The organism is Comamonas sp. GCA5, from assembly GCF_036541385.1.
Taxonomy (GTDB): domain Bacteria; phylum Pseudomonadota; class Gammaproteobacteria; order Burkholderiales; family Burkholderiaceae_C; genus Comamonas; species Comamonas aquatica.
Genome location: NZ_JAZHFR010000007.1, coordinates 21861 through 48131, shown reverse-complemented (window position 1 = coordinate 48131; position 26271 = coordinate 21861). Strand labels below are relative to the sequence as shown.

Below are 26271 nucleotides of genomic sequence, written 5' to 3'. Positions count from 1 at the left end.
TTTTTTCATGGGCTGGACCCGCAGCACTGGGCCCGTGGTGCGGAGGGCGTTCAGGCGTTGCGGGCCCGGGCCTAGGCGCGTCCGGTGGGCGCGGCGGTCTTGGGTTTGAAGTCGCAGTGCGCCGCGACCAGGCATTCCCAGCACTTGGGCTTGCGCGCCTGGCAGACGTAGCGTCCCAGCAGGATCAGCCAGTGGTGCGAGTCCACGGCAAATTCGTCCGGCACCCGCTTGAGCAGCTGTTTTTCCACCTCCAGCGGGGTCTTGCCGGGGGCCAGACCGGTGCGGTTGCTGACGCGGAAGATGTGCGTGTCCACCGCCATCGTCGGCTGGCCGAAGGCCACGTTCAGGACCACGTTGGCCGTCTTGCGGCCCACGCCGGGCAGGGCCTCCAGGGCTTCGCGCGTGGCGGGCACCTGGCCGCCATGCTGGTCAACCAGGATGCGGCAGGCGGCCATCAGGTGCTTGGCCTTGCTGCGGTACAGGCCGATGGTCTTGATGTAGCCCTCCAGCCCCTCCAGGCCCAGGTCCAGGATGGCCTGCGGCGTGTTGGCCACCGGAAACAGCTTGCGCGTGGCCTTGTTGACGCCCACGTCCGTGGCCTGGGCCGACAGCAGCACGGCCGCCAGCAGCTCGAAGACGGTGGTGTATTCCAGCTCAGTCTGCGGGCTGGGGTTGGCGTCGCGCAGCAGGGTGAAGAAGGGAACGATTTCGGATTTTTTCATGGCGCTCGGTGGGGATGGCAGCTGCGGATTTTCCTTCAAGCGCCGGGCGGTGGTGGCCGGCCATGGCGCGGTGCGGCCTGTGGCAGGCGCGATAATGCAGCGCATAGGCGGCAGGCCGCTGCCGGCCTGGTGCACAGCCCCGGCACCAGGCACTGGATTTTTACCGAGAGGACATGCTCCATGCAGTTTGCACAACGTTTGGACAACGTAGAAACATCCGCGATCCGTGAATTATTCAAGCTGCTGGGCAAGCCCGGGATCATCAGTTTTGCCGGGGGCTTTCCCGACAGCGCCATGTTCGACGTGGCGGGCATCCAGGACGCATCCCAGAAGGCCCTGGCCCAGGACGCCGGCCTGGCCCTGCAGTACGGTGCGACCGAAGGCTTCATGCCGCTGCGCGAACAGCTGGCCGCCTTCACCGCGGCCAAGGGCGCCAAGGACGTGTACGCCGACAACCTGGTTGTGACCACGGGCAGCCAGCAGGCGCTGGACCTGCTGGGCAAGTGCATGATCTCGCCCGGCGACAAGGTGATCGTCGAAGGCCCGACCTTCCTGGCCACCATCCAGTGCTTCCGCCTGTACGGCGCCGAAGTGATCAGCGCGCCCATCGACAGCCAGGGCGTGATCGTGGACGAGCTGGAAAAGCTGATCGCCGAGCACCAGCCCAAGCTGGTCTACCTGATCCCCACCTTCGGCAATCCCAGCGGCGCCACGCTGAGCCTGGAGCGCCGTCAGCGCGTGCTGGAGCTGGCCGTGAAGTACCAGACCCTGGTGGTCGAGGACGACCCGTATGGCGACCTGTACTTCGATGCCCCCCCGCCCGCCAGCCTGCTGGCGCTGTCCAGCGAGGTGCCCGGCAGCCGCGACTGGCTGGCGCACTGCGGCTCGCTGTCCAAGGTGCTCAGCCCCGGCCTGCGCATCGGCTGGCTGATCGCCCCGCCCGAGCTGCTGGCCAAGGCCGTGATGTGCAAGCAGTTCAGCGATGCCCACACCAGCACCTTTGCCCAGGCCACCGCGGCGCACTACCTGCTGGCCGGCCACATGCCCGCCACGCTGGCCAAGGTGCGCAAGGTCTACGCCCAGCGTGCCCAGACCATGATGGCGGCGCTGCGCAGCGAGCTGGGCGATGCCGTGGCATTCACCGAACCGCAGGGCGGCCTGTTCCTGTGGGTGCGCCTGACCGGCGCGCACGGTGCGCTGGCCGATGCCAACGTGCTGGCCAAGCAGGCCATCGCGCAGGGCGTGGCCTTTGTGCCGGGGGCCCCGTTCTTCAGCCAGCACCCCGACCTGTCCACCTTCCGCCTGTCGTTCGCGACGGCGGACGAGGACAAGATCCGCGAAGGCGTGGCACGCCTGGCCAAGGCGCTGCGGGCATGAGCGAGCAGCCCACGCCCGAGGCGCTGGAGGCGCGCATCATGGACCTGGAGGTCAAGGCCAGCTACACCGACGATCTGTTGGAGCAACTGAACATGACCATCTATCGCCAGCAGCAGCAAATCGACGCGCTGATCAACGAAGTGCGGCAACTGCGCCAGCAGGTGCCGGAAGGCGGGCAGGGCGCGCCGCGCAACCTGCGCGACGAGCTGCCACCGCACTATTGAGCGGTGTGGCGCACGGGGCGGCAGGGGTCCGGTGCCAGTGGAGTCACTTCCACGAACAGAGCGCCTGGCGCAGGTCCTGCAAGGCTTTCAGAGTCAAAATCCTCTGAAATCCTTGTCAAGCCTGCGCCAGGCGCTCTTTTTTTCTTCGGACCGCGTGCAGGCCGTGGCTCACTCCTGCAGCATCTGCACCAGCTGGGTTTCGATCAGCAGCTGCTGGGCATTGCTGTTCAGCCGCGGGCCTTGCACCAGGAAGCTGTCTTCCACGCGCTCGCCCAGGGTGGAGACCTTGGCCAGTTGCACGCTCAGGCCGTGCGCCGCCAGGATGCGCGCCACGGAATACAGCAGGCCGGCGCGGTCGCTGGCCGAGATGTTGAGCAGCCAGCTCTGCGCCTTGTCGTCCGGCGTGAGCGTGACGCGCGGCACCATGGGGAAGCTGCGCACGCGCCGCGACAGGCGGCGCTTGCCGGGCTCGGGCAGCGGCTCCTTGCTGAGGATGGCCTGGGGCAGGCCGTTTTCGATCAGCGTCGTCAGCTCGCGGTAGTGCATCTGCAGCTGCTCGGAGGCGATCTGGAAGGTGTCCAGCGCATAGCCATTGCGCGCCGTGTGGATGCGGGCGTCCACCACCATCAGGCCGGCGTTGTCGAAGTAGCCGCAGATGCGGGCGAACAGGTCGGACTGGTCCGGGGCGTACACCAGCACCTGCACGCCTTCGCCCACCAGGGACTGGCGCGCGCGCACCACGGGCACGGGGCTGCCCACGTGGCGCGACAGCTGGCGCGCATGCCAGGCGATGTCGGCCGGCTCGTGGCGCATGAAGTAGCTCACATCCAGCGTGTCCCACAGCGCCTTGTGCGACTCGTAGGGCTGGGCTGTCAGGGCCAGGGCCACCTGGGCCTCGCGCTTGCGCGCCTCCACCAGGGCGGCGGCATCGGGGCGCGCCCACCCAGCACGCGCAGCGTGGCGTGGTACAGGTCTTCCAGCAGCTTGCCCTTCCAGGCGTTCCAGACCTTGGGGCTGGTGCCGCGGATGTCGGCCACGGTCAGCAGGTACAGCGCCGTCAGGCGGCGCTCGGTGCCCACGCGGTCGGCAAAGGCGCGGATCACGTCCGGGTCGCTGGTGTCCTGCTTTTGCGCCACGGTGCTCATCTGCAGGTGCTCGCGCACCAGGAATTCGACCAGCTCGGCGTCCTCGGCGGCCATGTTGTGCTGGCGGGCGAAGCGCCGCACCTCGATGGCGCCGATCTCGGAGTGGTCGCCGCCGCGGCCCTTGCCGATGTCGTGGAACAGCGCCGCCAGGTACAGCAGCCAGGGCTTGTCCCAGCCGCTGGCCAGTTGCGAGCACAGCGGGTACTCGTGCACGTGCTCGGCCATGAAGAAGCGCCGCATGTTGCGCAGCACCATCAGCGTGTGCTGGTCCACGGTGTAGACGTGGAACAGGTCGTGCTGCATCTGGCCCACGATGCGGCGGAAGGACCACAGGTAGCGCCCCAGCACCGAGGTGGCGTTCATCAGCCGGAAGGCATGGGTCTGGCCGCGCGGCTCCTGCAGGATCTGCATGAAGGTGTCGCGGTTCACCGGGTCCTGGCGGAAGGTGTTGTCCATCAGGTCGCGCGCGCTGTACAGGGCACGCAGCGTGCGCGCCGACAGGTCGCGCAGGCCGGGCGATTTCTGGTAGGTCAGAAAGGTCGCCAGGATGGCCTGCGGGTCCTTCTGGTACAGGTCGTCGCTGGCCACCTCGATCAGTCCGTCCTTGTCGAAGAAGCGGTCGTCGATGCGCTTGAGCTCGGCGTTGTTCGGGTACAGGTGCTCCTCGATGTTCAGCAGCAGGATCTGCTGCAGCTGCATCACTGCCTTGGCCGCCCAGTAGTAGCGGCGCATCAGCACCTCGCTGGCGCGCACGGGCATGGTCTCGCCCACGGGCGTGTGGCTCTGGATGCCGAAGGACTCGGCCACGGCGGTCTGCAAATCGAAGATCAGCCGGTCCTCGTGCCGGCCCGACAGGGCGTGCAGCTTGGCACGGATCAGGCTCAGCGTGGCCTCGTTGCGCTCCAGCTGCGTGGCCTCGAACTCGGTGGCAATGCCGCTGGCCGCCAGCTCGCGCCAGTTGCTGCCCAGGCCGGCCGCTTGCGCCACCCACAGGATGGTGTGCAGGTCGCGCAGGCCGCCGGGTGACTCCTTGCAGTTGGGCTCCAGCGAATAGGGTGTGCCCTCGTGCTTGATGTGGCGCTGGCGCAGTTCCAGCGTCTTGGCGGTGAAGAAGGCCTTGGGGTTGAGCGAGGCGCGGTACTGGCGCTGGAATTCGGCAAACAGTGCCGCATCGCCGTCGATCAGCCGGGCTTCCAGCAGCGAGGTCTGCACGGTCACGTCGTTCCGGGCCTCGGCCACGCATTCGCTGATGGTGCGCACGCTGGAGCCGATTTCCAGGCCCGCATCCCAGCAGGCGCCGATGAAGCGCTCCAGGTCCTCCTTCAGCGGGGCGTGCCCCTCGGTGCTGTGGCCGGGCAGCAGCAACAGCACGTCCACGTCGGAGGCGGGGAACAACTGCTCGCGGCCATAGCCGCCCACGGCCACCAGGGCCACCTCGGCCGGCAGCCCGCTGGCCGCGCGGATGGCACACAGGTGCTGGTCGGTCAGCCGCGAGAGCTTTTGCAGCACGCTGCGGATGCCCCGGGTGCTGCTGGCAGGGGTGCGCAAGGCGTCGGTGAGGGCCGCCTTGTCCTGGCGGTAGGCAGTGCGCAGGGCGCCGAGTTCGATGTTCATGGCAAGAAAGACCTGTCAGGCAAAAACTGGACCACAGGCAAGCAAGAAATATGCAAGGCGTGGCGGCGGCATGGACCTGGAACCCGAGTGTGCACGATCCCGCCATGAAAAAAGGCAGTCCGCCTGCAGCGGGACTGCCTTGTCACAGGGCGTCAGGGCTGGTGCCGCATCAGGTGCGGATGCCGGTGATGAAGTCGGGCGGCGTGGGCGAGCCCTCGGACCAGGTCAGGATGTCGTAGCCGGTCTTGGTCACGGCCAGCATCAGCTCCCACTGGGCCGACAGGCTGCGGTCCTTGGTGATGATGGTCCAGCCGTCGTTGCCCAGTTCCTTCACCTCGCGCTTGCCCAGGTTCAGCATGGGCTCGATGGTGAAGACCATGCCTTCTTCCAGCACCGTGCCCGTGCCGGGCTTGCCGTAGTGCAGCACCTGGGGCTCTTCGTGGAATTTCTGGCCGATGCCGTGGCCGCAGTATTCGCGCACCACCGACAGGTTGTGCTTTTCGGCGTAGGTCTGGATGGCGTGGCCGATGTCGCCCAGCGTGGCGCCGGGCTTGACCTGCTGGATGCCCAGCCACATGGCTTCAAAGGTCAGCTTGGACAGGCGCTTGCCGGCGATGGTGCCTTCGCCGATCATGAACATGCGGCTGTTGTCGCCGTACCAGCCGTCTTCGGTGATGACGGTGACGTCCACGTTGATGATGTCGCCCTTCTTCAGCGGCTTGTCGTTCGGGATGCCGTGGCACACCACGTGGTTGGGCGAGGTGCACAGGTGGCCGGGGTAGGGCGGGTAGCCCGGGGGCTGGTAGCCGATGGTGGCGGACCGGGTGCCCTGCTGGGCCATGCACTCGGCACCCAGGCGGTCGATCTCTGCGGTGGTGATGCCGGGCTTGATGTGGGGGGTGATGTAGTCCAGCACTTCCGAAGCCAGTCGGCCTGCAATGCGCATGCGCTCGATGTCTTGCGGGGTTTTGATGGTGATGCTCATGCCCTGGATTATTCCATCGGCCGGCTTTCGGTGGCGGCACAGGCCCGCTTGGGGAAGTTGCTAGCAGGGTGTTGGCGATTGTGTGCAAAGCCTGTGTCTATTCCCCCTGCTCATATTGCTTTCCATATATAGGGTATTCGACCCGGTAAAATCGCAACTCTCTCAATTCAGCGTCCCTGCCTTGGTGCTTGTCCTCAGGGCGGGACGCTTTTGACCAGCCTTCACATAAACAGGCCGCCTCGTGACCTTGCATTTGACTCAGTTTGAGGGTGGAAACGCCCTGAGCTCGTTCCGCGCCCAGCAACTCCTGACCGATCTGGTCGCCATCCACCCCAAGATCACGGGCATCAGCGCCCGATTTGTGCACCTGGTCGCCACCGAGGCCGCCCCGACTGCCGAGCAAGCGCAGCGTCTGGCGGCCTTGTTGACGTATGGCGACCCGTATGTCGGCGGCAGCGACGGTGTGGCCCTGGTCGTGACCCCGCGCCTGGGCACCATCTCGCCCTGGGCCTCCAAGGCCACCGACATCGCGCGCAACTGCGGCCTGGAGGTGTTCCGCGTTGAACGCATGACCGAGTACCGCGTGGAGGTGAAGTCCGGCCTGTTGGGCGGCAAGCCTGAGCTGTCGCAAGCGCAGACCGCGCAGATCGCGGCCTTGCTGCACGACCGCATGACCGAATCGGTCTTCGCCACCCGTGCCGAAGCCGAGCAGTTGTTCTCCACCCTGCAGGCCCAGCCCATGGAGTTTGTGGACGTGCTGGGCGGTGGCCGCACGGCGCTGGAAACCGCGAACAAGCAGTGGGGCCTGGCCCTGGCCGACGACGAGATCGAGTACCTGGTCAAGGCTTTCCACGACCTGAAGCGCAACCCCACGGACGTGGAACTGATGATGTTTGCGCAGGCCAACTCCGAGCACTGCCGCCACAAGATCTTCAACGCCAAGTTCACCATCGACGGCGTGGAGCAGGACAAGTCGTTGTTCGGCATGATTCGCAACACCGAAGCCGTCTCGCCCCAGCACACCGTGGTGGCGTACTCCGACAACGCCTCCATCATGGAAGGCCATGCGGTCGAGCGCTTCGTGGCCCAATTCGATGCCAAGGCAGGCGCGGTCAGCGCTCCCAGCTATCAAAAGAAGACGGCCACCCACCATGTGCTGATGAAGGTGGAGACGCACAACCACCCCACGGCCATCTCGCCCTTCCCCGGTGCCTCGACCGCGCCGGCGGCGAAATCCGTGACGAAGGCGCGACCGGCCGTGGCTCCAAGCCCAAGGCCGGCCTGACCGGCTTCACCGTCTCCAAGCTGTGGGGCAGCGAAGTCGGCAAGCCCGAGCACATTGCCAGCCCGCTGCAGATCATGATCGAAGGCCCCCTGGGTGGCGCGGCGTTCAACAACGAGTTTGGCCGTCCCAACCTGACCGGCTATTTCCGCGAGTACGAACAGCAGGTCGGCGACATCACCCGCGGCTACCACAAGCCCATCATGATCGCCGGCGGCCTGGGCGTGATCGACGCCGAGCTGACCAAGAAGATCGAATTCCCCGCTGGCACGTTGCTGATCCAGCTGGGCGGCCCCGGCATGCGCATTGGCATGGGCGGCGGTGCAGCCAGCTCCATGGCTTCGGGCACGAACGCGGCGGAACTGGACTTCGACTCGGTGCAGCGCGGCAACCCTGAGATCGAGCGCCGGGCGCAGGAAGTCATCAACCACTGCTGGGCGCAAGGCACCGAGAACCCCATCCTGGCCATCCACGACGTGGGTGCCGGCGGTATCTCCAACGCTTTCCCCGAACTGACCAACGACGCCGGCCGTGGCGCGCGCTTTGACCTGCGCGCCGTCAAGCTGGAAGAGTCGGGCCTGTCGCCCAAGGAAATCTGGTCCAACGAATCGCAAGAGCGCTACGTGCTGGCCATCGCGCCCGAATCGCTGGCCCAGTTCACCGCCTTCTGCGAGCGCGAGCGCTGCCCGTTCGCCGTGATCGGTGTGGCCACCGAAGAGCGCCAGCTGGTGCTGGAAGACACAGCGGTCGAGTCCGGCGACCAGAAGTTCCCCGTGGACATGCCCATGAACGTGCTGCTGGGCAAGCCGCCCAAGATGCACAAGGACGTGACCAGCTTGGAGCGCACGCTGCCCGCCATGGACCTGACCGGCGTGGCGCTGGAGCAGGCCGTGATCGACGTGCTGGCCCACCCCACCGTGGCGTCCAAGCGCTTTTTGATCACCATCGGCGACCGCGCCGTGGGCGGCCTGACCCACCGCGACCAGATGGTCGGCCCCTGGCAGGTGCCGGTGGCCGACGTGGCCGTGACCCTGGCCGACTACCAGGGCTTCAAGGGTGAAGCCATGGCCATGGGCGAGCGCACACCGCTGGCGGCCATCAACGCCCCGGCCTCGGGCCGCATGGCCGTGGCCGAAGCCATCACCAACATGCTGGCCGCGCCCATCGAACTGCCCAAGGTCAAGATGTCGGCCAACTGGATGGCCGCCTGCGGTGAAGCCGGCGAAGACGCCGCGCTGTACGCCACCGTCAAGGCCGTGGGCATGGAGCTGTGCCCCGCGCTGAACATCTCGATCCCCGTGGGCAAGGACAGCCTGTCCATGCGCACGCAGTGGAGCGAGGACGGCCAGACCAAGAAGGTCACCTCGCCCGTGAGCCTGATCATCACTGGCTTTGCCGCGATTGACGACGTACGCACCACGCTGACCCCGCAGCTGGACGCCGAGGTGGAGGACAGCACCCTGGTGCTGATTGACCTGGGCCGCGGCAAGATGCGCATGGGCGGCTCCATCATCGGCCAGGTGCTGAACCAGTCGGGCAACGAGACGCCCGATCTGGACGATGCCAAAGACCTGATCGCTCTGGTCGATGCGGTCAACGCACTGCGTGCCAAGGGCCTGATCCTGGCCTACCACGACAAGGGCGACGGCGGCCTGCTGGCCACCGTGGCCGAGATGGCCTTTGCCGGCCATGTGGGCGTGGCGCTGAACGTGGACATGCTGATCACCGAAGGCGACGGCATCAGCGACAGCCGCATGGACAGCGGCGAGGGCAAGAACTGGGGCAAGCAGGTGGCCGGCCGCCGCGAGGACCTGACGCTGCGCGCGCTGTTCAACGAAGAGCTGGGCGTGGTGCTGCAGATCAAGACCGAAGACCGCGCCGAAGTCATGCACGTGCTGCGCGAGCACGGCCTGATCCAGTGCAGCCACACCATCGGCAAGACCCGCCCCGCATCGTCCCCCGTGGACGCCGGCAAGGGCGAGCTGCAGGTCTGGCGCGATGCACAAAAGGTGTTTGGCGCGACATTAAGCGACCTGCACCAGGTCTGGGACGCCGTGAGCTGGAAGATCTGCCAGCAGCGCGACAACCCCGTGTGTGCCGACAGCGAACACGCCGCCGCCGGTGAGCCCACCGACCCCGGCATGCACGTGCACCTGACGTTCGACCCCCAGGACAACGTGGCGGCGCCCTTCATCAACGTGGCCGCCAAGCCCCGCGTGGCCGTGCTGCGCGAGCAGGGCGTGAACTCGCACGTGGAAATGGCCTACGCCTTCACCGAAGCCGGCTTTGATACGGTGGACGTGCACATGAGCGACTTGCAGGCCGGCCGCGCAGAGTTGAAGAACTTTGCCGGTGTGGTCGCCTGTGGCGGCTTCAGCTACGGCGACACCCTGGGTGCGGGCATTGGCTGGGCGCGTTCCATCACCTTCAACGACCGCCTGTCCGAGCAGTTCCAGGCCTTCTTTGGCCGCCAGGACACCTTCGGCCTGGGCGTGTGCAACGGCTGCCAGATGTTTGCCGAGCTGGCCGACATCATCCCCGGCGCGCAGGACTGGCCACGCTTCACGCAAAACCAGAGCAACCGCTTCGAGGCGCGCCTGTCCATGGTGGAAGTGCTGGAGTCGCCCTCCATCTTCCTGCAGGGCATGGCCGGTTCGCGCCTGCCGATCGCCGTGGCACACGGTGAGGGCTATGCCAACTTCCAGTTCCGTGGAAATGCAGACCAAGTCGTGAAGGCCATGCGCTATGTGGACAACCACGGCCAGCCGACCGAGCAGTATCCGTTCAACCCCAACGGCTCGGCCGGTGGCCTGACGGCGGTGACCACGGCCGATGGCCGCTTCACGGCCATGATGCCCCACCCCGAGCGCGTGTTCCGCAACGTGCAGATGAGCTGGACCTCGGGCGACAAGTCCGCCTTCAGCCCCTGGATGCGCGTCTGGCGCAACGCCCGCAAGTGGTTGGGTTGATGGCCACCGCAAGCTGCTAGGCAGCTTGCGCGCTTGGCACACAAGGCTCTGCGCAGGCAGGGCCTTTTTTTATGGACACTGCATCAAAAAGAGAGCGTGCTGTGCTGGTCATTCAAGCACTTCAAGCCTGAATGGCGTTGAACAGCAGATTGGGGCAGCGCAAGCTGCTCTCTTTTTTAAATTGCAACCTGGGCAACACCGGACCCAGCCAGCGCAGCAGGGCCAGCATGCCTGCCAATACATCGGTGGGTGGACTGCCGGCGGCGCAGCACGGGGTGACGACCTGGTGCAGGCCCAGCCATGTCCACAGCGGCGATGCGGTGGTGCAGCCCCGGCGCCCCTCTATGATGGCGGCCACAGCGCAGGCGCAGTCTTCGTGCCCGCGGGTTCTTCTTTCACCATGTGTATGCAAACCTCTTCTTCCTGGGTCCTGAAGGCCTTGGCCTTGTCGTCCGTGCTGCTCACTTCGGGCTGTGCCTATGTCCAAGGCTGGTATGGCGGCGGCAAGAGCACGGCCACCACCCCCGTGACCAAGGCGGCACCGGCGCAGCCCCTGTACGCCCCCGTGCGCCATTACGCGGGTGACATCAGCGCGGCCCGGGCCTATGTGGGCACGCAATTGCCGGCCAGCCAGCGCATGGCGCTGATCGATGTGCGCGATGCCACGGAATACCGCCTGGGTCACCCCGAGGGGCGCGCCACCTGCCGTTTCCACGCCTGTACCAGCAGTGCCAGCCCCACCCGTTTGGGGCGGCCGAGGCGCAGATCCGTTCGGACGATGGCAGCCAATGCCGCTATGGCGCGGTGCCGGGCACCGAGGTGCGCGTCAGCGCGGCGGACTTCTGGCAGGCCGTGCAGGCGGTGCTGCCGTACAAGGATGCGCCGGTGGCCGTGCTGTGCCGCACGGGCGCCTGCGCGGCCGAGGTGGCCAATCTGCTGGCGCGGCCCGACCTGCTGGTCGACAAGCGCTGGGCTGGTCAGGGCTATACCGAGGTGTACGTGGTCCGCGAAGGCTTTGTCGGTGAACCGCTGGTGGCCGTGGATGCCGCCAGTGGCCGCGTGCTCAGCACGGACAAGAAGGGCGACAAGCTCAAGCTGGACGGCGTGGGCGGCAGCTTCTACGGCGTGGCGCCGGTGGCGCTGGACGTCAACAAGGACGGCAAGCTCACCGAGGCCGACCGGGGCGGCTGGCGCAACTTCCTGGGCCTGCCGTATGCGGTCAGCATGCACCCCAACCTGCTGAGCGACGCGGCCCAGGCGTATTACGACAAGCCCTGAGTCCCGCAGCCGCCTGGCTGTGGCGGGGCGGCTGCCATGTTTTGAAGATTCACGTCATGCCGCGCAAGCAAGCGTGCGGCGGACATTCACCAAGGAGTCGAGATGGCCGGTGCTGGACTGTTGATGCTGCTGGATGACATTGCTGCCGTGTTGGACGACGTGGCCCTGATGAGCAAGGTGGCCGCGCGCAAATCGGCCGCCATGGCCGACGACGTAGCGGGCATGACCAAGGTGGCCATGCAGAAGACCGCGGGCGTGCTGGGCGATGACCTGGCCCTGAACGCCGAGCAGGTGACCGGCGTGCGCACCCACCGTGAGCTGCCCGTGGTCTGGGGCGTGGCCAAGGGGTCGTTGCTCAACAAGGTGATCCTGGTGCCGGCTTTCCTGCTGATCAGCGCCTTCATGCCCTGGCTGATCACCCCGTTGTTGATGGTGGGCGGTGCCTTCCTGTGCTTCGAGGGGGTGGAGAAGATCCTGCACACCCTGCACCAGCGCCGCAACGGCCACGATCCCGTGCAGGAGGCCCAGGAAGCACAGGCCCAGGGCGTGGCGCAGTCGTCGGTGCGCGAGGCCAAGCAGCGTGGCATGGACGCCGCGGACTATGAGCAGCAAAAGATCAAGGGTGCCATCCGCACGGACTTCATCCTCTCGGCCGAAATCCTGGCGATTGCGTTGAGCACCGTGGCCAACGAACCGCTGGTCAAGCAGTTCAGCGTGCTGGTGGCGGTGTCCTTGGCCATCACCGTGTTCGTGTATGGCCTGGTGGCTTGCATTGTGCGCATGGACGATGTCGGCAATGCCTGGATGTCCAAGGACCGTGCCAGCCTGCAGACCCTGGGCCGCGGCCTGATTGCTTTCACCCCCTGGCTGATGAAGGGCCTGTCGATCGTGGGCACGGCGGCCATGTTCCTGGTGGGAGGCAGCCTGCTGGTGCACGGCCTGCGGCCGATCCAGGCCTGGCTGGATGCCAGCATTGCCCCGCTGGGTGGCGTCGTGGCCTTGCTGGTGCCGCTGCTGGTCCATGTGGGGGTGGGCGCCTTCATTGGCGGGGTGATCGTGGTGCTGGTGCAAGCGGTGCAGCGCCTGCGCGGCACCGCGGACGCGCACTAGTCCCTGGGGCACCGTGCATGGGCGATGGAAGCGGGGTGGCAGGGTTTGTTGCTCAATTCCAACATTTCAGCAAACTCTGAAATCGCGCTGGTGACCGGGTTGACCTAAGGCAAACCCCAGGGTGGGGCGCAGTGATGCAATGGCTGTCACGGGGGTTGTCCCCGGACTTTGACCAAACACCTACTATGAAAAAGACTCTGCTGGCCGTGGCCGCTCTGTGTGCAATGACTTCCGGTGCTGCCATGGCGCAGCAGCAAGATGGCAAGTGGCAAGTGCGCGTGCGCGCTGTGCACCTGGAAAGCGATAACGGCGGTGCTGCCGGTGCTGCTGGCGTTAGCATCAACGACAAGGTGATTCCTGAGCTGGACATCAGCTACTACTTCACCCCCAACTTCGCCGCTGAACTGGTCCTGACCTACCCTCAAAAGCAGGACGTGCGACTGAATGGCGCCAAGATTGGTTCGCTGAAGCACCTGCCTCCCAGCCTGATGGCCCAGTACCACTTCACCAACTTTGGTGCTTTCAAGCCTTACGTGGGTGCTGGTATCAACTACACACGCTTCTCGAATGTTGACCTGCCCGCCGGTCTGGATGTGAAGCGCAACAGCTGGGGCGGTGCTCTGCAAGTCGGTTTTGACTATGCGCTGGACAAGAACTGGTCGCTGAACTTCGACGTGAAGAAGGTGTATATCGACACGACCATCAACAACGGCATCGGCAAGTTCAAGATCGATCCCATCCTGCTTGGCGTGGGCGTCGGCTACCGCTTCTAAATTTCCAGCTCTCTCCAAGGGCTTCCAACCGCTGCCATGGCAGCGGTTTTTTTATGCCTGCAACTGTGCGGCACTAGATTGATTCCAGCAGGGCGTGGGCCATCAGGCGCAAACCGCTCACCCACAGGTCACAGATGCGCCGGCGCAAGGCCATCGGCGACACCTACAGTGCCAGGCCAGCAGGGGCACGGTGCACATTGGCTGCGCCACGGCGGCCAGCCTGTTCATCATGCCGCGCGTGATGGAGCAATTGCTGGCCAGTGCGATGAAGATCACGGTCCATGTGCACGAGGGGGAAACCGGCTACCTGCTCCAGCGTCTGCGCGAGCGCAGCCTGGACCTGGTCATCTGCCGCAGCCAGTTTGCGGCGCCGGAGCTGCAGAACCAGGAGGTGATGAACGAACCCTTGCGGGTGGCCTTGCCGCCGCAGCATCCCTTGTGCGGGCAGGCCCAGATTGCCTTGGGGGCGTTGCGCGCAGAGCGCTTTTTGCTGCACAGCTCGCTGCTGGGCACCGGCATTTCGGACATGCTGCTGCGCGCCTGCCAGGAAGCCGGGTTCACGCCGGAAGTGGCCTACTGGGGGGTGGAGACCTTGCCCATGCTGCTGATGGTGCAAAAAGGCCTGGGCGTGGCCTTTGCTCCCGACAGCTTTGCCCAGTTGGGCATGCAGGGCCTGCCTGTGCTGGTGCCGCTGGCCGATGCCAAGCTGCGCACGCACCTGAACATGATCTGGCCGCGCGGCCATGCGCTGCCCCCGGCGGCAGAGCGGCTCAAGGAGCTCATCCTGGCGCAATGCCTGCCGCCGCCCACCTGCGCACAGGCCAAGGGCCCTGCACAGGTGCCTGGGGCCTGAGCCCCAGTCCTCAGACCTGGGCCAGGGCCTGGTCCAGGTCGGCCAGCAGGTCGTCGATGTGCTCGATGCCCACGGACAGGCGCACCATGCCTTCGGTCACACCGGCCTTGGCCAGTTCGGCCGCGTCCAGCTGGCGGTGGGTGGTGGAGGCCGGGTGCGTGGCCAGCGACTTGGCATCGCCAATGTTCACCAGGCGGGTGAACAGCTGCAGGGCATCGAGGAAACGCGCACCGGCCGCGCGGCCTTCTGCGCCCTTGAGAGTGAACGACAGGATGCCCGAGGCGCGGCCGCCCGATTGCTTTTGCACGATGGCGTGGTCGGGGTGGTCCTTCAGGCCCGCATAGCGCACCCATTCCACCTTGGGGTGGTTTTGCAGGGTTTCGGCAATCTTCTGCGTGTTCTCGCAGATGCGGTCCATGCGCAGGGCCAGGGTTTCAATGCCTTGCAGGATTTGGAAGGCGTTTTGCGGCGAGATGGCCGCGCCCATGTTGCGCAGAGGCACCACGCGCGCGCGGCCGATGAAGGCCGCAGGGCCCAGGGCTTCGGTGTAGACCACGCCGTGGTAGCTGACGTCGGGCTCGTTCAGGCGCTTGAAGCGGGCCTTGTGCTCGGCCCAGGGGAACTTGCCGCTGTCCACGATGGCGCCGCCCACGCTGGTGCCGTGGCCGCCCAGGTACTTGGTCAGCGAGTGCACGACGATGTCGGCACCAAATTCAAACGGGCGCAGCAGGTAGGGGCTGGGCACGGTGTTGTCCACGATCAGTGGCACGCCATGCGCATGGGCCACATCGGCCAGCGCGCGGATGTCGGTGACATTGCCCAGCGGGTTGCCGATGGACTCGATGAACACCGCCTTGGTCTTGGCGTCGATCAGCGCGCCGAAGCTGGCTGGGTCGCGCGGATCGGCAAAGCGCACCTCGATGCCCTGCTGCGGGAAGGTGTGGGCAAACAGGTTGTAGGTACCGCCGTAGAGCGTGCTGGCGCTGACGATGTTGTCGCCCGCTTCGGCCAGGGTCTGGATGGCGGCGGTGATGGCCGCCATGCCCGAGGCCACAGCCAGCGCGGCAATCCCGCCTTCCAGCGCCGCGACGCGCTTTTCCAGCACGTCGGTGGTGGGGTTCATGATGCGGGTGTAGATGTTGCCCGGCACCTTCAGGTCGAACAGGTCGGCGCCATGCTGCGCGCTGTCGAAGGCATAGGCCACCGTCTGGTAGATGGGCACGGCCACGGCCTTGGTGGTGGGGTCGGGGCTGTAGCCGGCATGGACGGCCAGGGTTTCAATGCGCATGACAAGGGTCTCCGGGTTCAATCGTTGTAGAAGGTGCAACGATTGTGGAGAAGAACCCTGGCGGCGCCAACTACGCATCCGTGATGTGCTTATGCCGCCAGCGGTGCGTGCACAGCAGCGGCCGGATGTGCTTTGAAATTGAGAGCTGTCAGCGCTGGCTGCACCAGCGTCATTGGCACTTTGGGTGCTGAAGCTGCGCGCACGCTGTGGCCTGGTGGGCGCGGTGCCTGCGCAACACGGCAGGGGTGGCGGGTGGGGCGGAGGCCCGCACAGCCGGGTGGCCGTGCGGGAAAGGCTGGACTGTGCCGGGGCTCAGTTCAGCAGGGCGGGCTCGTTGCCAGCCTGCGAAGTGGCAGCCACCTGACGGGCAGGGGCCGCGCTGCCGGCGGGGGCCAGCTTGGGCGCCACAGCCGCGAAGCGCGCCGAGGTGCCGGTGCCGGTCTTGAAGACGGCCACCAGCTGGTTCAGCTCGGCCGCCTGCATGTTCAGGCTGCTGGCGGCGGCGGCGCTTTCCTCGACCAGGGCGGCGTTCTGCTGGGTCACCTGGTCCAGCTGGGCAATCGCATCGCTGACCTGGCTGGTGCCCTGGCTTTGCTCGTTGCTGGCGTTGCTGATTTCCTGGATCAGCGTGGCCACGCTTTGCACCTGGCGAACGACCTCGTTGATGGTCTGGCCCGTGGTGTCCACCAGGCGCGTGCCTTCGTTGACCTGGTTCACGCTTTGCTGGATCAGCTGCTTGATTTCCTTGGCGGCTTCGGCGCTGCGGCCGGCCAGGGAACGCACCTCGCCGGCCACCACGGCAAAGCCACGGCCTTGTTCGCCAGCACGCGCAGCTTCCACCGCGGCGTTCAGCGCCAGGATGTTGGTCTGGAAGGCGATGCCGTCGATCACGCCGATGATGTCGGCAATCTTGCGCGAGCTGGCCGCGATGGTTTCCATGGTCTGGGTGACCTGCTCCATGGCTTGGCCGCCGGCGTTGGCGCTTTGTGCCGCGCTGCGCGCCAGCTGGGTGGCTTGCTGGGCGTTGTCGGTGTTGTGGCGCACGGTGGAGGTCAGCTCTTCCATGCTGGCGGCGGTCTGCTGCAGGTTGCTGGCCTGCTCTTCGGTGCGCTGCGACAGGTCGTTGTTGCCGGTGGAGATCTGGTTGGAGCCGGTGGCAATCGATTCGCTGCTTTCACGGATGCGGTTCACGATGCCGATCAGGTTGCCGTTCATGGTCTGCAGGGCCAGCATCAGGCGGCCCAGCTCGTCCTTGGACGTGACCTGGATGCTGGAGCTCAGATCGCCCTGGGCCACGGTCTCGGCCACTTGCACGGCGCGGTCCAGGCTGCGGGTGATGGTGCGGATCAGCAGTGTGGCGCCGGCCAGGGCCAGCACCAGCACGATGGCGGCCGTCACGCCGGCGGCAATCACGGCCTGGCGCAGGCTGGACTGGGCCTCGTTGTAGGCGCTCTGGGCCTGCTCTTCCTGCATCGCCGACAGCTGCTGCAAGGCCGCGGCCAGAGGGCTCACGCTGGGGAACAGGCGGTATTCGATGAAGGAGCCCAGCGAGTCGTGGTCCTGGCGCTCGAACAGGCGCAGCACGTCGTCAATGCGCGGGGTGATGGCATCCAGCAGCACGCCCACGCGGTCGGCCAGTTCCTTTTCCTCGGGGGTGACCACCGAGGGCAGGTAGGCCTGCCAGGCGGCCTCGGCGTTCTTCTTCACTTCGGCCAGTTGTTCCTTGCCCGAATCGGCCAGGATCTGCTGGTTGTAGACCTTGTTGGTGATTTCCACCAGCTTGATGCCATAGCCGTCCGAGATCAGCTTGAGGTACTGCATGGGGGCCACCTGGTCCTTGTAGATGCTGGACAGGTGTTGATTGCTCTTGAAGAGCTGATAGCCCAGCATGCCGGTCATGGCCGCTGTCAGCAGCAAAAGGCCCGCGACGAGTGACCACAGCTTGCCCCGAATACTCATATTTCTCATTGCTTACGTGTTCCTAACCAAGGTCTTCCAGAAACTGCACATTCCTTGATGTGCACCATGGAACCTGATGCAAAGACTGTGCCCTGCGGGTTCTGTGTGACAAATTGTGGCAGATTGTTAATGGATGAGGAGACGCTCACATGACGCAACGCACGCGCTGCCGCGCCCGGGGTGCTCCTATTTGTAACTTTTCGCTTATATCCGCTGGCGCGCACGGGCTGGGCATTTCCGTCTTCTTTTGCGCGGGGTGTGAAATCGAAATTGGCGATGGTGTGGCGGCATGGTTGAAATACGGTTAAGACCCTGCTGTATACAAGGTCTTGCTGGCCGGAGCCGGAGGTGCCCACCAGGTGGCACCCTGTGGTGCCGGCATCGACGGCCCCGGTCTGTTGTGCTATTGCGGCATGAAAAAAGGCCGCATGCAGCGGCCTTGGGCAGGGTGGGCGTGCGGCGTTCAATCCGGCATGGAGCAGTGGCCGCCTTGCACGGCAACGCCGGAGCCGGCCGCGATCAGCGGGGCTTCGAAGCGCAGGTCCACGGGTTGGGAGTGGGTGTAGTCCCAGGCCAGAAAGGCCACCAGGATCACCCAGAACGCAGTGCGCAGCACGGTCGATTGGCTCATGGTCTTGTCCTCCGGGGTCAGAAGCCGAAATGGCGGCGGATGCGCAGGCCGAAGATGGTGCCGGCAAACGCCAGTGGCACCCAGATCCAGCCGTGGATGGAGCCCGTGGAGATGCCCGAGAACATGGCCCCCACGTTGCAGCCAAAGGCCAGGCGCGAGCTGTAGCCCAGCACCAGGCCAGCGACCAGGGCCACGGCCCATTGCGTGCCCGTCAACGGCTTGGCGCTGGCCGGTGTGCCGGCGCTGATCCACAGGGCACCGGCCAGGATGCCGATGTTGGTGATGCTGGTCACGTCCAGCAGCACCGTCTCCTGCAGGCGCAGGGCGTTGCCGGGCTGGCTCCAGAACCAGCTGCTGCCCACGTCGACCGCGCCGGTGGCGTTGGCGACCTTGGCGGCCCACAGGCCAAAGCCGTAGACCACGCCCCAGGGCTGGCCGGCGATGACCAGGTTCAGCGTGGCCAGCACGGCCAGCAGCACGGCGCCGACCACCCATTTGCGCACGAACAGCGGCTTGTACTCACGCCCGGCACGGTGGTTGGCGCGCTTGCAGTACGCGCTCACGCCGGCGGCCACGGCGGCCAGGCCGGCCAGGGTGGCCAGCAGGGCGGTGGGCCAGCCCCAGGCACTCACGAGGCCCACGGGCTGGGCACGGCCCAGGTCCAGCCACCAGCCCAGGTGCAGGCTGCCCAGGAAGCTGCCGATGGCAAACACGGGCAGGATGGCGGCGTTCATGGGGATGCCCAGGCCGGCCTTGTACAGCGTGCCGCTGCCGCAGCCGTCGGCAATCTGCATGCACAGGCCGAAGACGAAGGCGCCGACGATCAGGCTCACGCTGGGCGGGCCCAGGGCGGCCGTCAGCTCGGGGAAGTGGCCCAGCAGGGGCATGGCCAGGATGGCGGCCAGGGCCAGCAGCAGCTGGCCGAAGACGCCGGACGGGTCCTTGTCCTCGACCAGCAGGCGCCAGCCGGTGGTGAAGCCAAAGCGCTTGCCAGCCAGCACGGCGCCCAGGCCGATGCCGACGGCAAACAGTGCGGCCTGGCGCACGGACACCGACCACAGCAGCCAGCCAAAGAACACGGCCATGAGGATGGCCAAGGGTAATCGCTTCATTCGAAGACAGCCTCTCTTGAAAAACAGGAGCGGTCAGCGCGCGTTCCGCTTGCACTTTCCGCTGATTGATGCCGGAAGTGCTTGTTCAGTCAGCGCTAACTGCTCTCTTTTTATGTAGTGTGGGATCAGTTGAACTTGCGTTGCCACCACTGCTGGGTGGCGCGCATCAGCTGCTCGCCACGGCCGGGGGCGTTCTGCAGGGCCGGGTAATCGGGCTGCTGGGTCCAGTCGACCATGGAGCCGGCGTACAGCTTGACATGCGGCATGCCGGCCACTTCGCTCATGCCGAACCAGTCGGTCGCAGCCCAGTGGCCGGTGTTGCAAAAGGCCACGGCGCCCTGGCCGCTGGGCACCTGGATCTGTGCGGCAATCGCCTGGGCCTTGGCCTTGTCGACGAACAGTGCGGTCTTGGGCTCGAACCACTGGTTGAAGTCCAACTGCACGGCGCCGGGCAGGGTGCCGGCCAGCTTGGCGGCGGGCGCCTGGGTCTTGCCCTGGTAGAAAGCGTCGGGGCGCGAATCGACCAGCACGGCGTTGCTCAGCTTGAGGCTTTGCTGCACGTCCTCGCGCGTCGACAGCCAGGTGGCATCGAACGTGGGAGCGTAGGTGCTGGGCGCCACCTGTACCGGGGTGGTCGACAGCGGCAACTGGGCCTGCTGCCAGGCCTGCATGCCGCCGTTGACGATGGACAGCTCGGTCAGCCCCAGGGACTTGAGCGTCCAGTACACGCGGGCCATGGCGCCGAAGTCGGTGGCGTCCTTGCCGGTGGAGACCACCACGGCATGGGTGGCGGCGGTCAGTCCCAGTTTTTGTACCAGGGCGACCAGCTTGTCGTGGTCGGGCAGTTCGCCCGGGTTGGTGGCCGGGCCGCGCCACTGGCCGTAGGGCGCGTTCACGGCGCCGGGAATGTGCTGGGCGGCAAAGGCTTTGGGGTCGCGGATGTCGATCACGCGCACGCCGGGTTGTTGCAGCAGGGGCGACAGGGCTTGGGGGGTGAGCAGTGGCTCAGCGGCCAGCGCCCAGCCGCTGGCACCCAGGCACAGGGAGAAGGCAATCAGCTTGGAAGAGGTCATGGCATGTGTGCCTGGCGCAGCAGACACCCACGTAAGTGACGAAGGGCCCTATTGTCGTGGCAGCGACAGGATGCTTGAACGAACCATCGCTTTCAAACTTATGCCGTCAGGGAATAAGGCTGGGCCCCTTCGGTGCGCCCGCAGCCGGTGCGACCAGGTGGTCCACCAGCGCCCGCGCCACCGGCGGCAGCGAGGCGTAATGGCGCAGGCACAGCACCAGTTCGCGCTGGGCCCAGGGCTCGTCCAGGCGCAGGGCCTGGATCGGCAGGCTGCCCTGGTAGAGCGCCGCGCTCTGGCGCGGCAGCACGCCCACGCCCAGGCCGGCGGCGACCATCAGGCACAGCGCGTCGTAGCTGGTCACCTGGATGCGCAGCTTGAGCGGCAGGTCCAGCTGCGCCGCGCTGCGGGTCAGCACGCCGTTGATGGCGCTGCCGGTGTGGGCGCCCACAAAGTCGTAGGCCAGCGCTTCGCGCATGCGCACGCGGGTCTGGGCCGTCAGCGGGTGGCCCTGGGGGGCGATCAGGATCAGCTCGTCCCGGCGGTAGGGCATGTAGGTCAGCTCGCCGCCGTAGCGCCCGGCGTTGAGGATGCCGAAGTCCGCCGTGTTCTGGGCCACGGCCAGGGCGATGTCGGTGGAGATCTTTTCCTGCAGGTGGACCTGCACCTCGGGGTGCTGGGCCAGAAAGCCCTTGAGCTGGGCCGGCAGGAACTGCGTGATGGCCGAGATGTTGGCCACCATGCGCACGTGGCCGCGCATGCCGCTGCCGTACTCGCGCATCTGGCGGGCGATACCGTCCATCTCGCCCAGCACGCTGCGCGCCAGGTCCAGCAGGGTGTAGGCCGCCGGGGTGGGGGCGATGCCGCGGTTGCTGCGCTCGAACAGGCGCACCTTGAGCTGGTTTTCCAGCTCGGCCAGGCGGCGGCTGGCGGCCGAGGTGGCGATGTGCTCGCGCGCGGCAGCCCGGGCGATGGCCTGCTCTTCCATCACGGCCACAAACAGACGCAGGGAGGTGGGGTCTAGGCGCATTCCTACATTTTGCTTTGCTGTATGGGCATTGCAGGTGGCTTATATGGTGATTTCTATTAAGGGTAATTACCAGTATGGAGTGTTGCTTTGCCAAAATGCGATGGCAGCTTCGCCAATCAGCGTTTTGCGCCGGGCCTGGACTTTTGCATCATGCGACGGCAGCCCGCACACGGTGCGGGGCTGCCAGCACGGAGAAAGCAGATGCAAGACAGCACGATGGCCCCCACCACCCTCCAGCCAGGCGCCCTGGCCGGGGTGCGCGTGGTGGAGATGGGGCAACTGATTGCCGGCCCGTTTGCCGGCAAGACCTTGGGCGAATTCGGCGCCGAGGTCATCAAGATCGAGGCGCCCGGCGCGGGCGATCCCTTGCGCAACTGGCGCATGATCAAGGACGGCACCTCCGTATGGTGGCAGGTGCAGTCGCGCAACAAGAAGTCGGTGGCGTTGGACCTGCGCCAGCCGCAGGGCCAGGACCTGGCGCGCCAGCTGCTGCGCGAAGCCGACGTGCTGATCGAGAACTTCCGCCCCGGCACGCTCGAGGGCTGGGGCATGTCGCCCGAGGCGCTGCATGCCATCAACCCCGGGCTGGTGATCCTGCGCATTTCCGGCTATGGCCAGACCGGGCCCTACCGTGACCTGCCGGGCTTTGGCGTGGTGGGCGAGGCCATGGGTGGCCTGCGCCACCTGACCGGCGAGCCCGGGCGGGTGCCGGTGCGTGTCGGCGTGTCCATCGGCGATACGCTGGCCGCGCTGCACGGCACGATCGGCGTGCTGACGGCGCTGTACCACCGCAAGGTCAACGGCGGCCAGGGCCAGGTGATCGACGTGGCCCTGCACGAGGCGGTGTTCAACGTCATGGAAAGCCTGGTGCCCGAGTACAGTGCCTTCGGTGCCGTGCGCGAGTCCGCCGGCAGCGCCCTGCCGGGGATTGCACCGTCGAATGCCTACCCCTGCGCCGACGGCTGGGTGCTGGTGGCCGGCAATGGCGACAGCATCTTCAAGCGCCTGATGCAGGCGATTGGCCGCGAGGACCTGGGCCAGTCCCCCGACCTGGCCAACAACGCAGGCCGGGTGGCGCGGGTGCAGGAGATCGATGCCGCCATCGGCGACTGGACCCGCAGCCGCAGCATCACCGAGGTGTTGGACGTCTTGGCCCAGGCCCGTGTGCCGGCTGGCCGGGTCTACACCGCCAAGGACATCTGCGAAGACCCGCACTACCGGGCGCGCGACATGATCCTGCAGCAAGCCACGCGCGACGGCTACACCGTGGAGGTGCCGGGCGTTGTGCCCAAGCTGTCGGCCACCCCGGGCACGGTGCGCAGCAGTGCACCGCACCTGGGCGATGACACGGATGCCGTGCTGGCCGGCATGGGCCTGAACGCCGCACAGATTGCGCAACTGCGCAGCCAGGGGGTGATCGAATGAGCGCCCCCAGCGTGTGGCAAGGGGCCGGGCGACGCCTGTTTATCCAGGAGGTCGGGCCGCGCGATGGCCTGCAGATGGAGTCGGTGTTCGTGCCCACGGCGCACAAGATCGCGCTGGTCAATGCGCTGGTGGCCACCGGCATGGCCAAGGTGGAGGTGACCGCCTTTGTCTCGCCACAGGCGATCCCGGCGCTGGCCGATGCACAGGAGGTGCTGGCCCGCACCACGCGCCGCCCGGGCACCGTGCTGACCTGCCTGGTGCCCAACGTCAAGGGCGCGGAGCGCGCGATTGCCGCCGGCGCCGACGAGTTGAACCTGGTCATGTCGGCCAGCGAAACCCACAACCTGTGCAACCTGCGCATGCTGCGCGAGCAGTCCTGGGCCGGGCTGCAGGCCGTGATCGCCACCGCCCAGCAGGCGGGGGTGGCTGTCAATGTGTCGCTGTCGTGCAGCTTTGGCTGCCCGATGGAGGGCGATGTGCCGGTGGACGAGGTGTTCGCCTGGGTGCAGCGCTTTGTGGCGGCTGGCGTGCAGGGCATCACCTTGTGCGACACCACGGGCATGGCCCATCCGCGCCAGGTGCATGCCATGGTCCAGGCCTTCAAGGCGCGCTGGCCGGCCACCACGCTGACCCTGCATTTCCACGACACGCGGGGCATGGCGCTGGCCAATGTGCTGGCCGCCATCGACGCCGGGGCCGACCGTTTCGATGCCTCGGTCGGTGGCCTGGGCGGTTGCCCCTATGCCCCCGGGGCCAGCGGCAACGCCTGCACCGAGGAGCTGGTGCATGCCCTGCAACTGATGGGCTATGACACCGGGGTGGACCTGGCGGCACTGACGCAGATCGCTGCCGGGCTGCCGGCCTTGCTGGGCCACGATATCCCCAGCCCCATCGTCAAGGCCGGGCCGGCGCACCAGTTGCACCCGGCACCGGTGTCCCTGCCAGAAATTCGCGCCCGGGCTATGGCGCGCTAGCAGCCCGGGCAGGTCACCCCTGTCCCGGCGTATGACAACAAAGAAGGAGATGAAACCATGTCGATGACTCGCAAGCAATTTGGACGCCTGGCGCTGGCCTCGGTACTGGCCACGACCGTGGCTGGCACAGCCCTGGCACAGACGGCCTACCCCCACAAACCGATCACCATGGTCGTGCCGGCCGCGGCAGGCGGCACCACCGACCTGGCCGCCCGCATGACCGCCCAGGCCCTGGGCCCCATGCTGGGCCAGACCCTGGTGGTCGAAAACAAGGGCGGTGGCAACGGCAACATCGCGACCGCGCAGGTCAAGCGCGCCGAGGCCGATGGCTACACCCTGCTGATGCAGTACTCGGGCTTCCACGTGATCTCGCCCCACCTGGGCAAGTCCAGCTGGGAACGTGACGATTTTGTGCCCGTGGCCAACGTGCTGTCGGCCCCGCAGATCGTGGTGGTGCGTGGGGACCTGCCGGTCAACACCCTGCAGGAGCTGGTGGCCTATGCCAAGGCCCACCCGATGAAGCTGAACTACGCCTCCTCGGGCAACGGCTCGCTGCAGCACGTCACTGGCGTGCAGCTGGAGCAGGCCGCCGGCATCCAGATGGTGCACGTGCCCTACAAGGGCACTGGCCCGGCGCTGCAGGACCTGCTGGGCGGCCAGGTGGACCTGACCTTCGGCACGGCGCCGCCCTTCATGCCCCACATCCAGGCCGGCAAGCTGAAGGTGCTGGCCGTGACCAGCAAGGCGCGCCTGCCCAGCCTGGCGTCGGTGCCCACTACGGCCGAAGCCGGTCTGCCCGGGGTGAATGCCACCTCTTGGTTTGCGCTGTTTGCGCCGGCCAAGACGCCCGAGGCCATCGTGCGCAAGCTGGAAGGCGATGTGCGCGCCATGCTCAACGAACCGGCGTTCCAGAAAAAGGCGCTGGACCAGGGGGCCACGGCCGACTTCATGGACAGCAAGGCCCTGGGGGCCATGGTCAAGCGCGACTGGGACCTGTGGGGCAAGGTGGTCAAGGCCGCCAACATCAAGGCCGATTGATGGCTGGGGCGACCCGCCGCCGATGAAAAAAGGGCATCCGAGGATGCCCTTTTTTTGTGGGGTGGTGCCGCAGGTGGGGCATTGCTGGGCTTAGTGCAGTTCCTTGCCCTTGAGCTCGGGGATCAGCAGTGCCGTGGCAATCATGTCGATCACATAGATGGCGGCCAGCAAGGCGATCGCCATCTGGAAGCCGTAGCCCATGGCCACCGCCCCCACCACCACCGGCCCCAGACCGCCAACGCCGCGGCCGATGTTGAACAGCACGTTCTGTGCTGTGGCGCGGGCCTCGGTGGGGTAGGCCTCGCTCATCACGGCCCCATAGCCGCCCATCATGCCGTTCACGAACATGCCGAGCACAGCCCCGGCCCAGAGCATGGCGATGGGGTCGGACAGCTGCGCATAGGTCAGCACCATGATGACGGCGCCCAGCTGGAACAGCAGGAAGCTGGGCTTGCGGCCGATGCGGTCGGCCAGCTGGCCAAAAATCCAGATGCCGGCCATCATCCCGACGATGGTGACGGCCGTCCACATCGAGGACTTGGTCAGGCTGAAGCCCAGCTGCTTGGACAGGAAGCTGGGCATCCAGATCATGATGCCGTAGTAGCCAAAGTTCTGTACCGAGGTCAGCACGATCACGCCCAGGCTGACCTTGGCGGTGGCCTTGTCCTTGACCAGCAGGCGGAAGGCTTCGAAGCGCGAGGCTTGCGGGGCGGTGGGCTTGCGCACAAAGACTTCGGGTTCGTGGATCTTGTGGCGGATGAACCAGGCCACCAGCGCGGGAATCACGCCGACCAGGAACATGCCGCGCCAGCCGATCAGCGGCAGCAGCAGCGGGGTCAGCAAGGCGGCGCCCAGCACGCCCACCTGCCAGCCCAGGGCCACATAGGACGACACGCGCGCACGGTGGCGGGCCGGCCAGGCCTCGGCCGCCAGGGCCATGCCGATGCCGAATTCACCACCCAGGCCGATGCCGGCGATGGTGCGGTAGACCAGCAGGTCCCAATAGCCAGTGGCGAAGGCGCACAGCCCGGTGAACACGGCAAACAGCACGATGGTCCAGGTCAGCACGCGGATGCGGCCATAGCGGTCCGACAGCGCGCCAAACACGATGCCACCGAACACGGCGCCGATCAGGGTCCAGGTGACCAGGGAGCCGGCCTGGCCAGGGGTGAGGTTCAGGTCGGCCGAAATCGCTGTGAGCATGAAGCCCAGGATCAGCAGGTCAAAGCCGTCCATGGCGTAGCCAACGGCCGAGCCGCACAGGGCTTTCCAGCTGTAGCTGTTGACGGCCGTGGGCTGGCCGCTTGCAGTCGAAGAGGGGGAGGTCATGGCTGTTGTTGTCCTGTTTTTTGCTGGGGCACGGGCATGTGCCCCCAACAGGCCAAACCCCAGGGCGCGCAGGCCATGGGGGC

At 66.5% G+C, this 26271-nt stretch carries 18 protein-coding genes and 2 pseudogenes; 10 read left to right on the top strand and 10 right to left on the bottom strand.

What is annotated here, in order from left to right:
• Positions 1-71: 71 nt before the first annotated feature.
• Complete coding sequence (nth, locus tag SJH88_RS03065; RefSeq protein WP_154163357.1) at positions 72-722, bottom strand: endonuclease III; 651 nt, start codon at positions 720-722, stop codon at positions 72-74.
• 180 nt (positions 723-902) lie between these two features.
• Here nth and SJH88_RS03060 point away from each other — a divergent pair, with 180 nt between their 5' ends.
• Together SJH88_RS03060 and SJH88_RS03055 are read left to right on the top strand one after the other, a co-directional pair.
• Positions 903-2099: an aminotransferase-like domain-containing protein gene (locus SJH88_RS03060; RefSeq protein WP_045267059.1), complete on the top strand. Its 1197-nt coding sequence runs from the start codon at positions 903-905 to the stop codon at positions 2097-2099.
• Positions 2096-2323, top strand: a complete 228-nt coding sequence (locus SJH88_RS03055) for a SlyX family protein (protein ID WP_043384903.1) — start codon at positions 2096-2098, stop codon at positions 2321-2323. Before SJH88_RS03060 ends, SJH88_RS03055 begins: the two co-directional genes overlap by 4 nt.
• A 168-nt stretch (positions 2324-2491) precedes the next feature.
• On the opposite strand, the pseudogene SJH88_RS03050 reads toward SJH88_RS03055, so the two are convergent.
• A pseudogene (locus tag SJH88_RS03050) lies at positions 2492-5082 on the bottom strand ([protein-PII] uridylyltransferase).
• A 169-nt stretch (positions 5083-5251) separates the two neighbouring features.
• Positions 5252-6067, bottom strand: a complete 816-nt coding sequence (gene map, locus SJH88_RS03045; RefSeq protein ID WP_043384897.1) for a type I methionyl aminopeptidase — start codon at positions 6065-6067, stop codon at positions 5252-5254.
• Positions 6068-6308: 241 nt separating this feature from the next.
• On the opposite strand from map, the pseudogene purL reads away from it, so the two are divergent.
• From purL to SJH88_RS03020, 5 genes and pseudogenes are all read left to right on the top strand, one after another.
• Positions 6309-10318 (top strand): annotated as a pseudogene (purL, locus tag SJH88_RS03040) (phosphoribosylformylglycinamidine synthase).
• An 804-nt stretch (positions 10319-11122) separates the two neighbouring features.
• Entirely contained in the window at positions 11123-11596 is a 474-nt protein-coding gene (locus SJH88_RS03035) for a rhodanese-like domain-containing protein (RefSeq protein ID WP_274753575.1), read from the top strand.
• A gap of 102 nt (positions 11597-11698) precedes the next feature.
• Positions 11699-12706 (top strand): DUF808 domain-containing protein, encoded by a 1008-nt coding sequence (locus SJH88_RS03030; RefSeq protein WP_274753574.1) that lies wholly within the window; start codon positions 11699-11701, stop codon positions 12704-12706.
• Between the two features lie 185 nt (positions 12707-12891).
• Positions 12892-13479: an OmpW/AlkL family protein gene (locus SJH88_RS03025; protein WP_043384885.1), complete on the top strand. Its 588-nt coding sequence runs from the start codon at positions 12892-12894 to the stop codon at positions 13477-13479.
• A gap of 190 nt (positions 13480-13669) precedes the next feature.
• Positions 13670-14332: a LysR family transcriptional regulator substrate-binding protein gene (locus SJH88_RS03020; protein ID WP_331698941.1), complete on the top strand. Its 663-nt coding sequence runs from the start codon at positions 13670-13672 to the stop codon at positions 14330-14332.
• 10 nt (positions 14333-14342) lie between these two features.
• Here SJH88_RS03020 and SJH88_RS03015 read toward each other — a convergent pair whose 3' ends face one another.
• The 6 genes from SJH88_RS03015 to SJH88_RS02990 all read right to left on the bottom strand — a co-directional run bounded on the left by SJH88_RS03015 (position 14343) and on the right by SJH88_RS02990 (position 21422).
• Complete coding sequence (locus SJH88_RS03015) at positions 14343-15620, bottom strand: O-acetylhomoserine aminocarboxypropyltransferase/cysteine synthase family protein (protein ID WP_274753572.1); 1278 nt, start codon at positions 15618-15620, stop codon at positions 14343-14345.
• A 312-nt stretch (positions 15621-15932) separates the two neighbouring features.
• Positions 15933-17579, bottom strand: coding sequence for a methyl-accepting chemotaxis protein (locus SJH88_RS03010; protein ID WP_270147934.1), 1647 nt, complete (start codon positions 17577-17579; stop codon positions 15933-15935).
• A 463-nt stretch (positions 17580-18042) separates the two neighbouring features.
• Positions 18043-18210, bottom strand: coding sequence for a hypothetical protein (locus SJH88_RS03005; RefSeq protein WP_162858919.1), 168 nt, complete (start codon positions 18208-18210; stop codon positions 18043-18045).
• A 17-nt stretch (positions 18211-18227) separates the two neighbouring features.
• Positions 18228-19322 carry a YeeE/YedE thiosulfate transporter family protein gene (locus SJH88_RS03000; protein WP_274753571.1) on the bottom strand — a complete coding sequence of 365 codons (1095 nt, stop codon included), beginning with the start codon at positions 19320-19322 and terminating at the stop codon, positions 18228-18230.
• Between the two features lie 125 nt (positions 19323-19447).
• Positions 19448-20395, bottom strand: a complete 948-nt coding sequence (locus SJH88_RS02995) for a sulfurtransferase (RefSeq protein WP_042416071.1) — start codon at positions 20393-20395, stop codon at positions 19448-19450.
• 106 nt (positions 20396-20501) lie between these two features.
• Complete coding sequence (locus SJH88_RS02990; protein ID WP_274753570.1) at positions 20502-21422, bottom strand: LysR family transcriptional regulator; 921 nt, start codon at positions 21420-21422, stop codon at positions 20502-20504.
• Positions 21423-21623: 201 nt separating this feature from the next.
• Here SJH88_RS02990 and SJH88_RS02985 point away from each other — a divergent pair, with 201 nt between their 5' ends.
• Genes SJH88_RS02985 through SJH88_RS02975 form a run of 3 tightly spaced genes read left to right on the top strand, consistent with a single transcriptional unit; the run spans position 21624 to position 24859 of the window.
• Positions 21624-22847 (top strand): CaiB/BaiF CoA transferase family protein, encoded by a 1224-nt coding sequence (locus SJH88_RS02985; protein WP_274753569.1) that lies wholly within the window; start codon positions 21624-21626, stop codon positions 22845-22847.
• Complete coding sequence (locus SJH88_RS02980) at positions 22844-23821, top strand: hydroxymethylglutaryl-CoA lyase (protein WP_274753568.1); 978 nt, start codon at positions 22844-22846, stop codon at positions 23819-23821. The genes SJH88_RS02985 and SJH88_RS02980 overlap by 4 nt, the downstream gene beginning before the upstream one ends.
• 57 nt (positions 23822-23878) lie before the next feature.
• On the top strand, positions 23879-24859 hold the full coding sequence (locus SJH88_RS02975) for a Bug family tripartite tricarboxylate transporter substrate binding protein (protein ID WP_274753567.1): 981 nt from the start codon (positions 23879-23881) through the stop codon (positions 24857-24859).
• A gap of 90 nt (positions 24860-24949) precedes the next feature.
• Here SJH88_RS02975 and SJH88_RS02970 read toward each other — a convergent pair whose 3' ends face one another.
• On the bottom strand, positions 24950-26188 hold the full coding sequence (locus SJH88_RS02970; RefSeq protein WP_274753566.1) for an MFS transporter: 1239 nt from the start codon (positions 26186-26188) through the stop codon (positions 24950-24952).
• Positions 26189-26271: the final 83 nt, after the last annotated feature.

What these genes read in the sequence shown, in the direction of transcription:
- nth (WP_154163357.1), bottom strand. Translation starts at nt 722, where the DNA reads ATGAAAAAATCCGAAATCGTTCCCTTCTTCACCCTGCTGCGCGACGCC.
- SJH88_RS03060 (WP_045267059.1), top strand. Translation starts at nt 903, where the DNA reads ATGCAGTTTGCACAACGTTTGGACAACGTAGAAACATCCGCGATCCGT.
- SJH88_RS03055 (WP_043384903.1), top strand. Translation starts at nt 2,096, where the DNA reads ATGAGCGAGCAGCCCACGCCCGAGGCGCTGGAGGCGCGCATCATGGAC.
- map (WP_043384897.1), bottom strand. Translation starts at nt 6,067, where the DNA reads ATGAGCATCACCATCAAAACCCCGCAAGACATCGAGCGCATGCGCATT.
- SJH88_RS03030 (WP_274753574.1), top strand. Translation starts at nt 11,699, where the DNA reads ATGGCCGGTGCTGGACTGTTGATGCTGCTGGATGACATTGCTGCCGTG.
- SJH88_RS03025 (WP_043384885.1), top strand. Translation starts at nt 12,892, where the DNA reads ATGAAAAAGACTCTGCTGGCCGTGGCCGCTCTGTGTGCAATGACTTCC.
- SJH88_RS03015 (WP_274753572.1), bottom strand. Translation starts at nt 15,620, where the DNA reads ATGCGCATTGAAACCCTGGCCGTCCATGCCGGCTACAGCCCCGACCCC.
- SJH88_RS03010 (WP_270147934.1), bottom strand. Translation starts at nt 17,579, where the DNA reads ATGAGTATTCGGGGCAAGCTGTGGTCACTCGTCGCGGGCCTTTTGCTG.
- SJH88_RS03005 (WP_162858919.1), bottom strand. Translation starts at nt 18,210, where the DNA reads ATGAGCCAATCGACCGTGCTGCGCACTGCGTTCTGGGTGATCCTGGTG.
- SJH88_RS03000 (WP_274753571.1), bottom strand. Translation starts at nt 19,322, where the DNA reads ATGAAGCGATTACCCTTGGCCATCCTCATGGCCGTGTTCTTTGGCTGG.
- SJH88_RS02995 (WP_042416071.1), bottom strand. Translation starts at nt 20,395, where the DNA reads ATGACCTCTTCCAAGCTGATTGCCTTCTCCCTGTGCCTGGGTGCCAGC.
- SJH88_RS02990 (WP_274753570.1), bottom strand. Translation starts at nt 21,422, where the DNA reads ATGCGCCTAGACCCCACCTCCCTGCGTCTGTTTGTGGCCGTGATGGAA.
- SJH88_RS02985 (WP_274753569.1), top strand. Translation starts at nt 21,624, where the DNA reads ATGCAAGACAGCACGATGGCCCCCACCACCCTCCAGCCAGGCGCCCTG.
- SJH88_RS02980 (WP_274753568.1), top strand. Translation starts at nt 22,844, where the DNA reads ATGAGCGCCCCCAGCGTGTGGCAAGGGGCCGGGCGACGCCTGTTTATC.
- SJH88_RS02975 (WP_274753567.1), top strand. Translation starts at nt 23,879, where the DNA reads ATGTCGATGACTCGCAAGCAATTTGGACGCCTGGCGCTGGCCTCGGTA.
- SJH88_RS02970 (WP_274753566.1), bottom strand. Translation starts at nt 26,188, where the DNA reads ATGACCTCCCCCTCTTCGACTGCAAGCGGCCAGCCCACGGCCGTCAAC.